Raw genomic sequence first — 12,584 nt, 5'->3', positions numbered from 1 at the left:
GAGAAAAATAGTGTCAAAATATGCACAATTTGGGAAAAATCGGAAAAATATCCAAAAAATACGGCAATTTTTGGGAAATATGGGGGACCCCTTAAAACAGGGGATTTGATTGTTAAATTTCGTCGCTTTGTATTATTTTATCTCAATATCGTCGCATATTAAGCTAATATCCGCTCCGCTTGCTTCTCTTAGCGTTTTTAGAGTATGTTTAATGTTTCTCATCGCCTCTACGTTTAGCGTTTGAGGTAGCCACTCCGCACCGCAGTTAGGGCACTCGTTGAGAAAAGCCTTGTGCGTTTCAAACACAAACGATATGGATGTTTGACAATACATACAAACAAATTCTATGCCTTTTATATTTTTTACGTTTTGTTTCATTGCGTTATTCTCCTTTTTTGATTTTTTATTTTTATCTTTTTACCTTATTTGCCCGTATCTAGCTTATTCTAAACCTTTAAATTTTATGGTATAATGATCTAATCTTTTAAAGGCGCAAAAGAATTAGCGTCCGGCTCATAACCGCGAAGTAGCGTTTGAGCGTCTTTAAAAGCCTCACTATTTTTTAGGCTCCCTTTTTCAAAAAACATCGTTTTAAACGCAAGCTCATTTCTTTTTGATTTTCTCAACTGCACTCCAAACCTTTTATTTATGGTATAATACGATTGTCGATCCTGTTGGCGATAGACCGTTCGTCTGTAAAAGCTTGTTATAACGGAGTAGTCCGAAGTTTGGAGAATCGATAAACTACCTCTGCTTTATTCATTAGTTTATTTTTTATATTGTTTATCTTTTTTCCCCGTATCTCGCTATTCTAAACCTTTAAATTTTATGGTATAATAATCTAAATCTTGCGTTAATAGGGTCTAATTTTATCTTGGGCTCGTAACCCGAGCGAGTAAGAGCGGACTTAGTCCGTCCCTAGCGCAAGATTTTTAAAAAACGCTTGGAGTAATTGTAAGTTAGAATATTATTTTCTATGCCAAGCGTTTTTTTACTATTTTTTCGGCTTTCTATCTGAGAAAAAGCTGATTACTCTATCTTTGCCTTTTCCCATATACCCTATCGCGACTCTAAATCTTATACCGTTTTTATAGTATTCGTAACTGCGCCTGCCGTATTTATCTGTGTTGAGCTTTCCCTTGCGGACGACTTCGCCCATATTTAGATACTCTTGTTGCGTTACCCAGCCTGCGTTTTTTTCGTTCAAATGTTTTTCGATGTGCAATGCGCCAAAGCCTTTTTTAGTTACTTTGTTCTCAAGTCCTTTCTCAAATTTAATCGCATTTTCGATAGCTTCAAGGTCTTTGTATATGATAGTGGATTTCTTATCGTTATAAGCTACGTTGTATATACCTCTCTTTTCTTTTTGGTCTTTATCCTTTACTATCATCTGCGCCTCGCTTTGTCCGCTTAGGCTTTTGGGCGTCTCCTTTGTAAATCTTTTCTTTGCCGCCTCTATTATCTCCACTTTGGTTTTCGTGCTTAGGTCTTTATTTGTTACGGTCTTTTGTAGTAGCTTGCCTAGTTCGTCTTGCTTTAGTTTATTTACGAAACTTGATATTTTCTCCTTATTAGCGTTTCCTTCTGCTATTTTTACTATCTGATCGTATAGTTTAGGGTTTGTCTTTTTTAGGGTAGCCGCCGTTACCTTTGAGCCAAAAAGCCCGTATATAAAACCTTTAGCAAATTTCTCCGCGTCAAAGTTTCCGTTCTCGTCTTTAGCGTTTAGAGTTCCGCCCGCTAGTCCTGTTTCTGCGCGTGGGTTAGCATAGGTTTTTATTTCTAGTTCGTCTTTAGCTGAATTTTGTGATATAATAATCATTAGTCTGCGCGACCCGCTGCGCGTCGTCCTTATAAGGCGAAAATGCAAGCCCTTGGCTATCTTTAGCCATTGGCGCAGACTGAAATGTTTTATTGCCCGTCAACCGTTTTTGTGTCGTGCCATAATCGATAAAATTTCTATCGCTGTAATAGTCAAATATTTTTTTGCCGTCATTAAATTCATCTATGACGACTCTAAAATTAATGTCTTCTTTTTTTAAATCATAGGCATACCTTATTATATCGTCTCTAAGCTCGAAGCTATCGTCGGCTATCTTGCCGTTTCTTACTACATCCATTATATTTAAAAGCTCATCATTGCTAAGCCCGCCTGTTTTTTCAATGCCTGCGTGTTTTATCATTATCTTTTTTGCGCCTGCATTTTTGCCGCCTTGCTCTAAGGAGTAAAGGTCGCCTAGGTCTTTGCCCTGCAATATAACCTTATCTCTTTTCCCTACAAACACGTCATATACGCTTTTTTGTTCGTCGTTTAACCTTGAAACGTCCGTATTTTTTATTAATTTTTCTCTTGATTTATTTAACCTTAAGCCTGGTTGATTTATAATTTTCTCATTGGCGGAGTTCGCGCCGGGGTGTTGCCCGGGAGCTTCGCCTTTTACGACTTCTCGCTTTACTCGAGCTTGTTCGATTTTACTTCCTTGTTCGTCTATCTTGCCGCCTCTTATCTTCGCTACGTCTGCTTTAGCGGTCAAAAAATCAGCGTTGTAGTTTTTATCGTAGCCCGCAGGCGTTCTTTTGTATTCCCAACCGCCTACGCCGCCGTTGTCCTCTATCCTCGACTCGCTAAATCTAGTTTTGCCGTACCTTGCGTCTTTGGCTAGTATGTCCTCTCTATCTTTTAGAAACTGCTCTACATCGTACTCTTTAGATAGCGATTTTAGTTCGTCTTTAGCTGCATTTTGTGATATAATACCGCCAGAGGCAGATGAATGCGCTTTTGCGCCAGTCCCAGTCTCATTTTTGAGAGTGGTAGGTAAGGACGCCCTACCCATCTGCCGCCTTACTAATCTTTCTATTTCTTTTTTATTCGAGCTTTTTAGAGCATGCACTATCAAATTTTCAGGAGTATCCTCCCTTCTGACGCCTATCATACCCGTTTTGCCGTCTTTTAATTTTTTTAGTAATAATGCGTTTTGCGGGTTGCTACCGTCGAGAAAATGGGTTGGGTCGTCTTTGATAGCCAAAATAAGCCTTGCAACCGCCCCCTTTGTTTTAAGAACGTTAGAATGCTTTTTCTGAAGCATATCCAAGTCTGCAACTATGGGATTATCGTTGATTTTTGCTTTTTCCCTAACTTCTTTAGAAAACCTAAATTCTGTATTTTGAGGCTTTGGCTTGCTGTCTTTCATCGTCTAGCCTTCGCCTTTTACGACTTCTTGCTTTGCCCCCTTGTTCGGCTGTTTTTTTGTTGTTAGGCTATAAGGCACATATTGGGTATAATAAAAATAAAAAGCAACTTGTTATCATGGCGTTGTACTGTGTTAAATAAAATAAATAAAGAATATTTTTAATATATTAGATTATTAGCATAATAATATCTAAAAAAATATTTTAGCAATATGATAATAATAGGATTTTGATATGCCAAAAAAAAGAAAAAAAATTTACGTTGATGTCCCATATTTACTAAGAAATGCGGCTAAAACTATAGGCGCCATGTGGGATAACGATGAGAAGAAGTGGTTTATATACGATACTTTTGATGTTGAAGGATTGATGCGATTATTAGAAAGTGCAAAAACAAATACTAGTATTACGTCACAGACTACCTACCCTACCCTACCCTACCCTAAAAAAAATATTGAAAAAAAAATATTTGATAGTAATGATGTGCTATGTAAATTTAAAATAGCACTCAATGATGCTGGACTTGAGGTGGATATGCCTATTATGGATGGAGCTATTCATCGCGTTCGGGTACAAGGTGATAGAGGTGCGCAAAAAAGCGGTGCATATATAGGTCACAACAATGAAACGCCGGCAGGTTTTATTCAAAATTTCAAGAGCGGTTTTAGTACAAACTGGAAATATGAGAGTGATAATTCGCTGGTTAATAGTCAATCCAATAATACTTTGCTACAAAGTGGTAATGAGCAGACTGCGCTCTCTGAAGGTGTTCAAGCGCCCTACTCTACTAAAAATATAAAGCAAAATTCAAATTTTATTAAAAAGCAGCAAAAAAGGGATCTTGAGCTGATAAAAGAGCATACAAAGGCTGCAGATATCTTGAAAGACGAATTTTTACGCTCTTATACGGCTGAAAATAATCATCCATATCTTGTTAAAAAAATGATACATAGCAATTATGGTTTACGCCTAGACATATACGGGAATTTGTTGATGCCGCTTTTTGATGCAAGCGGTAAATTTTGGTCTGTCCAGAGGATATTTAAAAATGGCGACAAGATGATTGGCGCCCTACTCTCTCAAGCCCAAAAACAAAATAATGAAAAAATTTATGCAAAAAAACGCGGTAATTTTTATATTGTTACTGATGGCATTGCATATGACTCAAAAACGGTAACGCTTAATAATCAAATTTTGTCTAATGTTGGAAAAGTATTTTTATGTGAAGGCTTTGCTACGGCTGTAAGCGTACATGAAGCAAGCGGCGTGCCTACTGTTGTGGGTGTTGATGTTGGTAACTTAGAATATGTAGTACGCGGTTTACAGGAAAAATTCCCTCATCTACGCATTATCATCGCAGCCGATAATGATTTAAAAAGCGAGAAGGAGGGCAGGGTAAATATCGGTAAAGAAAAAGCTCTTTATATAAAAAATAATTATAAAAATATAAGTATTTGTATGCCAGTTTTTAATACAATCGAGGTTGACAGCATGTGCAGTGATTTTAATGATTTGCATAAAAGTAGAGGGCTTGCTGAAGTGCGAAAACAGTTAAAAGAGATAATATAATAATATTATAAAAGTATTGTTATAATATCCTTATAATACTATTATAGCATTTTAATGATATTAAATAAAATTTATAACGACTAAGGTTGCGAATGTATTTTAGTACTGTATGATATTACTAAAAACCAAATCATATGCGTACTCTTTTTTTTGTTATACTGTCTCTTCAATATATAAGTTATAAAATATTTTCTCGTTGAGTCCTATTGATTTAAACATATTCCTAAATATAGATTACACCCACAAGCCATTTTGTAAAAATCTGCAATACTATTTTAGTATGTATAGATTAGTATTAAAATGAGCATGCTTGGCCTCTTGACTTTATGCTATTGTAAGTAATTTATAATGTTTTTATGTAAATAAGAGGCTGATATCACTTATTTTATAGATTTATTTGATTTTTGTATTAGTGGTATTTCAATATTATTAAAATGCTATAAAAATATTTATATAATATTATTTAGATATGATATTAGTATTCTTAAAATATAAAAATAATAGTACCAATATATAATATCGTAGTACTATATTAAAATTTATATTATGTTTTAATACTATAAATTTTTACTTTTATCAATACTCTATCAAATAAAGGATTACTTAATTATGATAAAAACAATAAAGAATTAAGAAAATTGTCGTTCTAAATTTTTTGGCAAGCCTAAAATTTGGAATGGTACTTTAAGATGATAAAACAAGGGTCAAAAATATACAATATAGTAGGAAGCACTCAAGTAATACTATTCTAAAAATTTAGAAAAATATACAAATAAAAAAAGAATAAGAGAGTAGGGCGGAAAAATCTAGTATTTGCTGGCCTGCCGATAAATTTTACTGTCAAAACATTCAAAGTACTTATCTCTTTTTTGGCTTGGACGAATTGTGTGTATGATGTCATGCGGCTAAACTATAGCAATAAAGATACTTAAAAACTTTTTGTGCGTTTTGTTATGATTAGTAAAAGGGTAGGGTGGTGATTAAACAATATGGGCCAAAAATAGGCTTGATTTTATTTTGGTTTTATTTATTGCAATAATCTTATTTTAGTATAATTTAGATATTGATTAGTTAGTATAATAATATTGAAGTACTAATGTAAAAATATTATTATAATATCTTTATGATATAAAATATTTCTACTAGATATTGCAATAAAGTGCCATGCAATAGTATCATGTTTTAGTACTGTGTTTTTTGTATTTTTTTTAAAAATTACTTCTTAGTATAATATTATATTAATATGATTAAAATATTATAAATATACTATAATATACGTATTTAGATATTATATTAATAGTATAATTTAAAATATGTTGTTTTTACATAAACATGTGGACAATAGGCTTTTACTATGATATTTAAGTGGTCTGCAAAATTACACACCAAACTTATCAAAATTAAATTATTTTTATATAATTTAAAATTCGCTATGCATATAATATATTATGTAGAGTAGGGTGGGCCAATTTTAGGCTCAATACAGGCTGGGCAGATTCCCCCTTATATTCTTTAATGAAATATGATAAAGTTCTTATATCTAAACACTACTAGATAAAGTTTTTAAATGTCGATGACGGATATTCAACCGTAATGCTTTTCGACGACTTTAGGCATTTTAAAAATACTTTTGAAAAATATAGAGATTAGCCTATATCTTGACAATATCGTGAAATTATAATGCTAGCGCCTTTTTAGCTAGCTCGCTAAGCCATGCCGAGCGGTTATTCGTAACTGCATCGATTGCATTTAAAACACCTTTGGGTATAGTTAAATTTATGCGGACTTTGACGTTTTCGTCGATAGGCTCATAGATACTTTCGCCGTTTTCAAGAGCCCCTTCGACATAGCAAGCAAATGCTTCTTTTAGATCTGCTATTGCTTCAGCTTCAGTAGCTCCCCAGCCGGCCATTAGATTATTTTTAGTTAGTCCTATATCTGCATACTGAGCAAAATAATCTCCGTCGTCTAGTCTTTTGATCGTGATTGTATACGGTAAGTTTAAATAATAGTTCAAGTCTTTTTTCATCATGACTCCCTTATCTTTGCTAAGATTTGTAAAACATAGATCTCTTTAATCGGCTTATGGTACGGTATGACTACCGTGTCGCCGCCTTTTTTAAATTTATAGTGCGAGCCTCTAACGTGATCTAATTCATATCCGTGATTTAGTAGCAGGCGCTTAACATCATCAAAGCTTGCATTTTTCGGATTATTTTCAAGTTTTTTGATTAATTTATCAAGACTGGACACGCCGCCCCTTTTTATATTTTATACTTACTATTATACATACTATTTTTTATAGGATGCTTAATAGCCATATAGTAAACTTGTTATCAATCCTAAAATATTTCGGTTATTTTTAGTTTAAGCTCACGAAAAGGGGTAATAAGTTCAAGAGAAGATAGTATTTATAACGCTAAATCATATATTAAATTTGTTGCAAAAATATCTATATGGTTGTTGCGCACTTTTTAATATTTAGTATACTGACTTATGCGATAAATCTTAATTGACTACTTTTTTCGATCAAGATAAGGAGCGCTAATTGCGTTATACTTACAAAAATAGATATTATTTAGATATTATAACTATATTGCAACATGTGTATTTAGATATTATACTGCTATTTTTATGATATAATATTTTTACACAACGCAAAAGGATAAGTAAATGGTTATATCAATAGTAAATGAAAAAGGCGGTAGCGGAAAGACGACATTGGCCGTAAATTTAGCCGCAAGGCTTGCAGAAGACGGCGACAATGTACTTTTAATAGATGCCGACCCTCAGCGCTCTACCGAAGTTTTTTCGGATATCAGAAGCCAATCGGATCTTAAGCCGCTATTTTCAAGCGTCTCAAAAACTGGCGTTAGTCTGGGAGATGAAATAAAACGTATGAGCGAAAATTTCGACTCGATAGTGGTTGATACGGGCGGGCGAGATAGTAAAGAGATGCGTAAAGCGATGCTCTCTTCAAACGTGCTAATTATTCCTACGATACCGTCGCAATACGACGTAAGCGTACTTGATCGCATGCTTGATTTAAGTAGCGAAGCAAAAGTACTAAATGAAAAATTATTGACGCTTGTTTTAGTAAATCGCGTTTCGCCAAATCCATTTTTGGCAAAAGAGCTTGAAAATATGCGCGAATATATAGAGGATGCAAAAAAAGAACGAAATTTGAATGACGTTTTTTTGTTAAAATCCGTCATTTACGAAAGGCAAGTGTATAGAAAAATAGTTGCAAGCGGTAATATCTTGAGCGAATTTTGTAAAAACGGGGATAGGGCGCTTGATGATTTCGAGAGCTTTTACGCCGAACTCTTGCAAGTAGTTAAAGAAAATATAAAGGAATAAAATGGGATTTAAAAAGGTAAGTGCCGCTACAACCAAGAGCGAAGAGAATTTTATCAACCAAGCAAGAGGCGAAACCTCAGAGATAAAAAAACCTAAAAATTTAAAACGAGATAAGTCGTTTTTGCTTTATTTCACGCAAGACGAGTTTGAGCGCGTTAAACTAGAAGCTGAAAAAATAGGAATGGGCATAAACCAATATATACGGTTTAAGGTTTTTAGTTAGATATTTTTGTAATATTATATACATATGATTATAATATTAAATTAATAGGGTTAATATAATTTTAAGTAAATATTAAAAAAGCTAGATCAGATGCTTTTTATGGTTTGGCGTTATCTATCCGTACGGGATAATAAAAATTAAATTATTGGTTTACAAAAACTATGCCCGCTTATTGATGCGGGCAATGTTGCTAGATTTTGAAGATAAAACATTACTGGCAAAATATTCTTTTTAAACCTTTATAGCAAAAATCATAACTATTTTTGTACCAAATTGCGTCATTTGTTTAATGTGCTTTTAATTTGACAAGCTAAGCCAGAATACCTCATAGGTAAATATTTTTCACATACGCAAATGGCTGCGAAATGTACTACCAAATTCCTCAAATTTCAATAGGCAACTCAAATTTGGTGAGTTTTATTTCTGAGAATGCGCAATAATTTTCATAAAATTTCAAATTTCTATTAAGACGCTGGGTAAATTTACTGTAATTTAAACCTAAGCTAAGTTTTTCTTGGTTTAGGTTTTTACATTTAATACCTAGTATGTGTTTTTAACTAAATCAAGCTTTATTTGTCTTAACTTCGTTTAAGGATTTTACATGGGATCATTAAAACAAACATAGGAATCAAAAATTAAGCCACGAGTTCTCATTCTGTACAATGCCGTTTAAATTACTTTGAACGGATGAGCGGTAGTCTAAGTCTGCATAGACTTTCTGTATATTTTATTCGCATTTTAATTTTTTCTTCCAAGCATCTCCAATATCTGTATCAGGATCGAAATCCTTACAAATATCGTATTTATCCCATGGATTTGGATGTTTATCCAAGATATTCTCCACATGGGAACCTATGATCAGATTTATATCTTCTTCTATAGACTCTACCAGGAATAGTATTACCTCTACTGGTAGTTCTTCGTCTTCAAGCTCTGTTAGATCCTTATCATATAGCATACTAGCTTTCTTCTTAAAAGCCATATACTTAGACACAACATTAAGATAGATGTTGTCGTCTTTATATAGCTGGCTTAGGATAAAAGCATTTTGCATCAAGCCGTTAAGTTTATGGACATAGAGTCTAATAACATAAGATCTAGCTTGTAGATCGGCTACTTCTTTCTTATTAGCAGCTTGCTGTATAGCAGTTTGTTGCTGCTCTATTTCCTGTGCTGGCGTTAGCTTACCGAAACTTAAACTTAAACCTAGTAAAGTTAATAGAAGTATTCTTAGCATCATTTGCATCCTAAGAGAGACTTATCACCTTGTTCTTGATTTTCTGGTAACTTACATATGTCCAGCTGTTCTTTAACTTTCTCTATCAAGTTTAACTCATCCTGAGTGAAGTTTTCAGCCTCTGCTTTATAAGTCACGACTTGATTACGTACAAATGCTACATAGCGATCTATAACAAACGCTAAGTCATTTTTATTTAAGCTAAATATGCTACCATAATCAGTATCTAAGTTTCTTAATTTTAAGAAATATTCTTCGTATTTAGTAATATAACTCCAACATTCTAAGTAGGCTTGCTTGCCTAGTAAACGGCATTGATTATCTGTTACAAAAAAGAGATTCTGATATATCTCCTTTCCGCTATTATTCGACGATTCTTTAGCAAAACTACCAACACATATTCCCAAAACCGTCAACATCATAACTAATAACTTTTTCATTTTGTACTCCTTTGTTTTTGTACTTTAGTTAGTCCTATTTAGGACACCTTTTGTTCTTCATATTCCCTTAAGAACTTGAGATATTTTATTATCTCTTCAGTTGGAAGATCTCTAACTTTCTCTGTATTATATGCCTATTAAACTGAAGTTTCGTACCAAAAAATATTAAAGCTATTACCTTTCTTCTCCCTACAATCTTAGCAATATTATTTCATATTCTTTACGGTTTCAATCCCCTAGATCGGGGAAATTTGAATCAAATTACTTCATCATACACCATTATCTGTAGCTGTAACAGCGTTTCAATCCCCTAAATCGGGGAAATTTGAATCAAATCAACAAGGAGGTTATCAACAAGGCGGTGGTTATCAGCAGCAAGGTTTCAATCCCCTAGATCGGGGAAATTTGAATCAAATGTAGGATCTATACTAAAGAGAGTATCATATCTCTTCAATCGTTTCAATCCCCTAGATCGGGGAAATTTGAATCAAATTTTGATCGGTGGTGAATATTGGTGCTTTGCACCAAGCTAGTTTCAATCCCCTAGATCGGGGAAATTTGAATCAAATCAATTTTTTGTAAAAGAACGCTCCAATAATTGCGCGCGATCCAGTTTCAATCCCCTAAATCTGGGAAATTTGAATCAAATTATAATACATCCGCGGTGGGAAAGGACGTAATGACGTTTCAATCCCCTAGATCGGGGAAATTTGAATCAAATATTCGACAAAGGTAACGAAAAGCGGAATTTACGATTTTAAAGTTTCAATCCCCTAGATCGGGGAAATTTGAATCAAATCGTATTTATCTAGGCTGGAAGCTAATGGACATCGTAGGGTTTCAATCCCCTAGATCGGGGAAATTTGAATCAAATAAAGTGAATGCTTTCACTATTGCTACTCTTGAAGAGATAGGTTTCAATCCCCTAGATCGGGGAAATTTGAATCAAATAGTCTAAAAAACGCATTAAGATTAACAATGAGTTTTTAAAGAACTATTGAAAAGCGCCATTATATCATATATAGCTAAAAAGTCCGAGAATCTAGCTAAATTTTAATTTCAAATCCTAGCGTTTTACTAAATTTATGCTTAAGATAATGAATTTTAGGTAGTTTGCAAGATAGTAAAAGTCCGAAAATCTATTTTCAAAAATGAAATTTTAGTAGATTTTCGAACTTTTGCTAAATTCGTTAAATTTAAATACCCTATAATAGGCACTTTCAAACAGACTAAATTTTAAAAGTCCGAGAATCTATTTTTTAGGAGTATTAAATTTGAGGTTTTCGGACTTTTTGAAACTTAGTAAAATATAAAAGTCCCTAAAATAGGGCTTTTTGAATTTTATAAAAGTTCGAGAATCAAATCCCTAAAAAGGGAGTTTTAGATATATGTATCTGAGATATGAAATATCTTGGCTTCTCCTAAGCTTTCGCTTTTAGCCATACAGGTTTTGCAGAGGCGGTAGAGGAGGAGAGTAGGGCGGTCATGGGTGTTAGCCGTCTTAATCGCTTAATAAATTCGTCGTTAAATTTACTATCATATCTTTTTGATTCGGATCGCTTTGAGCTATAAGCAGCGCAAGGGCGGCAAGCGCGTTATTGCTGATTTTTGGTTTGCCGTTATTTTTATAAAGAAGCCCGCTTTTTGATAGAAATAAAATAAACATAAAAGCTCCGATTCGTTTATTGCCGTCGTTAAATGGGTGGTCTTTGATGATATAGTAGATCAAGTTTGCCGCCTTTTCTTGTGCTGTTGGTATTAGCTCACAACCGCCGAAGGTCTGATAGATATTTTTTAATATCCCTTCAAATTCTCCCGCCTTTTGCGTTGCGAAAATTTGCGATGCTTCGCCTTTTTGGATCAGTTCTTTTTTAAATTCGTCTATAACTAGCATGGCTTCATCGTAGTCTAGAGTAAAATTTTCTCCCGCAAGATCTGTATATATACCTAGAGTTTTATCGTCATATCTTTGTAAAAGCGTCCAGGCCTTGGCGTAATGCCTGATGAGATCAAGCTCATTGCTAGATTTATGAAGATTCGTATTCACGGTTTTTGCCTTTTTTGTAGGATTATATCAGTTTGGACGTAAATATGTCCTTTTTGCTCGGTAAAATACCTTTATGAATCAACCTATGTAAAAAAATTAACAAAATGTACTATTACTAGCCATAACCTACAAAGGAGATAATATGCAAAATTTAGCCCAAATAAAAGAGATGCTCGAGATCGCCGAAGAGCTACGAGAAAAGGTCAAATTTATGATGAATGCCGCCGATGTTTCCACGGAAAATGCGTTTAAGCTAAAAAATATCAAGAGCGATTTGACGGGTATCATAAACTCTTTACAAGCTAAAGCTATCCATGAGGCATCTAGGCTAGCGGGCTTAAAGGGTGGAAATACCGGAGCAGGCGGACCGTATACTCTAGAAGAAACCGGGCTAGTGCTAGGTGGAGTGACTAGAGAGCGCGTGAGACAAATAGAAGCCCAGGCTATAAAAAAGATCAAGCATCCAAGGATCGTTAGGAAATTTTATGACTACGTGAAAGATATGTCTTGAATTTGCTA

General features: G+C 34.1%; 13 protein-coding genes and 1 CRISPR repeat array. Of the genes, 4 read left to right on the top strand and 9 right to left on the bottom strand.

The window, feature by feature from the left end; genetic code table 11:
• Nucleotides 1-132 precede the first annotated feature (132 nt).
• The 4 genes from EE116_RS11490 to EE116_RS11480 form a co-directional block, all read right to left on the bottom strand.
• Nucleotides 133-378 (bottom strand): hypothetical protein, encoded by a 246-nt coding sequence (locus tag EE116_RS11490; protein WP_122874605.1) that lies wholly within the window; start codon nt 376-378, stop codon nt 133-135.
• A gap of 98 nt (nt 379-476) precedes the next feature.
• Nucleotides 477-626, bottom strand: a complete 150-nt coding sequence (locus tag EE116_RS12505; protein WP_163028077.1) for a hypothetical protein — start codon at nt 624-626, stop codon at nt 477-479.
• A 368-nt stretch (nt 627-994) separates the two neighbouring features.
• Nucleotides 995-1,822, bottom strand: a complete 828-nt coding sequence (locus EE116_RS11485) for a hypothetical protein (protein WP_122874604.1) — start codon at nt 1,820-1,822, stop codon at nt 995-997.
• The gene (locus tag EE116_RS11480; RefSeq protein ID WP_122874603.1) at nt 1,794-3,191 is read right to left on the bottom strand and encodes a hypothetical protein; all 1,398 of its coding nucleotides are present in this window, start codon (nt 3,189-3,191) and stop codon (nt 1,794-1,796) included. Before EE116_RS11480 ends, EE116_RS11485 begins: the two co-directional genes overlap by 29 nt.
• Before the next feature lie 232 nt (nt 3,192-3,423).
• On the opposite strand from EE116_RS11480, the gene EE116_RS11475 reads away from it, so the two are divergent.
• Nucleotides 3,424-4,758, top strand: coding sequence for a DUF5710 domain-containing protein (locus EE116_RS11475; protein WP_122874602.1), 1,335 nt, complete (start codon nt 3,424-3,426; stop codon nt 4,756-4,758).
• Between the two features lie 1,675 nt (nt 4,759-6,433).
• Here EE116_RS11475 and EE116_RS11470 read toward each other — a convergent pair.
• A complete protein-coding gene (locus EE116_RS11470; RefSeq protein WP_122874601.1) occupies nt 6,434-6,787 on the bottom strand; it encodes a type II toxin-antitoxin system HicB family antitoxin in 354 nt (117 codons plus the stop codon).
• On the bottom strand, nt 6,787-7,011 hold the full coding sequence (locus tag EE116_RS11465) for a type II toxin-antitoxin system HicA family toxin (protein ID WP_122874504.1): 225 nt from the start codon (nt 7,009-7,011) through the stop codon (nt 6,787-6,789). The genes EE116_RS11470 and EE116_RS11465 overlap by 1 nt, the downstream gene beginning before the upstream one ends.
• Nucleotides 7,012-7,431: 420 nt before the next feature.
• Between EE116_RS11465 and EE116_RS11460 the strand changes: the two genes are divergently transcribed.
• Both EE116_RS11460 and EE116_RS11455 read left to right on the top strand, forming a co-directional pair.
• The gene (locus tag EE116_RS11460) at nt 7,432-8,118 is read left to right on the top strand and encodes a ParA family protein (protein WP_122874600.1); all 687 of its coding nucleotides are present in this window, start codon (nt 7,432-7,434) and stop codon (nt 8,116-8,118) included.
• Between the two features lies 1 nt (nt 8,119).
• Nucleotides 8,120-8,341: a hypothetical protein gene (locus EE116_RS11455; protein ID WP_122874599.1), complete on the top strand. Its 222-nt coding sequence runs from the start codon at nt 8,120-8,122 to the stop codon at nt 8,339-8,341.
• A gap of 727 nt (nt 8,342-9,068) precedes the next feature.
• On the opposite strand, the gene EE116_RS11450 is transcribed toward EE116_RS11455, so the two are convergent.
• The 3 genes from EE116_RS11450 to EE116_RS11440 form a co-directional block, all read right to left on the bottom strand.
• Nucleotides 9,069-9,581, bottom strand: coding sequence for a hypothetical protein (locus tag EE116_RS11450; protein ID WP_122874598.1), 513 nt, complete (start codon nt 9,579-9,581; stop codon nt 9,069-9,071).
• Nucleotides 9,578-10,018: a hypothetical protein gene (locus EE116_RS11445; RefSeq protein WP_122874597.1), complete on the bottom strand. Its 441-nt coding sequence runs from the start codon at nt 10,016-10,018 to the stop codon at nt 9,578-9,580. The genes EE116_RS11450 and EE116_RS11445 overlap by 4 nt, the downstream gene beginning before the upstream one ends.
• 225 nt (nt 10,019-10,243) lie before the next feature.
• A CRISPR array of direct repeats spans nt 10,244-10,969; the repeat unit is 37 nt; unit sequence GTTTCAATCCCCTAGATCGGGGAAATTTGAATCAAAT.
• Nucleotides 10,970-11,519: 550 nt separating this feature from the next.
• Nucleotides 11,520-12,065, bottom strand: coding sequence for a Fic family protein (locus EE116_RS11440; protein WP_122874596.1), 546 nt, complete (start codon nt 12,063-12,065; stop codon nt 11,520-11,522).
• Nucleotides 12,066-12,207: 142 nt separating this feature from the next.
• On the opposite strand from EE116_RS11440, the gene EE116_RS13155 reads away from it, so the two are divergent.
• Nucleotides 12,208-12,576, top strand: a complete 369-nt coding sequence (locus EE116_RS13155) for a sigma factor-like helix-turn-helix DNA-binding protein (RefSeq protein WP_122874595.1) — start codon at nt 12,208-12,210, stop codon at nt 12,574-12,576.
• Nucleotides 12,577-12,584 lie beyond the last annotated feature (8 nt).

Origin of the sequence: Campylobacter showae (assembly GCF_900573985.1) — a bacterium.
Classification (GTDB): Bacteria; Campylobacterota; Campylobacteria; order Campylobacterales; family Campylobacteraceae; genus Campylobacter_A; species Campylobacter_A showae_E.
The sequence above is the reverse complement of the archived record's forward strand: the minus strand, read 5'-3'. Positions and strand labels throughout refer to the sequence as shown.

Excerpts from the sequence above, each read along its gene's own strand:
- EE116_RS11490 (WP_122874605.1), bottom strand. The coding sequence starts at position 378 with ATGAAACAAAACGTAAAAAATATAAAAGGCATAGAATTTGTTTGTATG.
- EE116_RS11485 (WP_122874604.1), bottom strand. The coding sequence starts at position 1,822 with ATGATTATTATATCACAAAATTCAGCTAAAGACGAACTAGAAATAAAA.
- EE116_RS11480 (WP_122874603.1), bottom strand. The coding sequence starts at position 3,191 with ATGAAAGACAGCAAGCCAAAGCCTCAAAATACAGAATTTAGGTTTTCT.
- EE116_RS11475 (WP_122874602.1), top strand. The coding sequence starts at position 3,424 with ATGCCAAAAAAAAGAAAAAAAATTTACGTTGATGTCCCATATTTACTA.
- EE116_RS11470 (WP_122874601.1), bottom strand. The coding sequence starts at position 6,787 with ATGAAAAAAGACTTGAACTATTATTTAAACTTACCGTATACAATCACG.
- EE116_RS11460 (WP_122874600.1), top strand. The coding sequence starts at position 7,432 with ATGGTTATATCAATAGTAAATGAAAAAGGCGGTAGCGGAAAGACGACA.
- EE116_RS11455 (WP_122874599.1), top strand. The coding sequence starts at position 8,120 with ATGGGATTTAAAAAGGTAAGTGCCGCTACAACCAAGAGCGAAGAGAAT.
- EE116_RS11450 (WP_122874598.1), bottom strand. The coding sequence starts at position 9,581 with ATGATGCTAAGAATACTTCTATTAACTTTACTAGGTTTAAGTTTAAGT.
- EE116_RS11445 (WP_122874597.1), bottom strand. The coding sequence starts at position 10,018 with ATGAAAAAGTTATTAGTTATGATGTTGACGGTTTTGGGAATATGTGTT.
- EE116_RS13155 (WP_122874595.1), top strand. The coding sequence starts at position 12,208 with ATGCAAAATTTAGCCCAAATAAAAGAGATGCTCGAGATCGCCGAAGAG.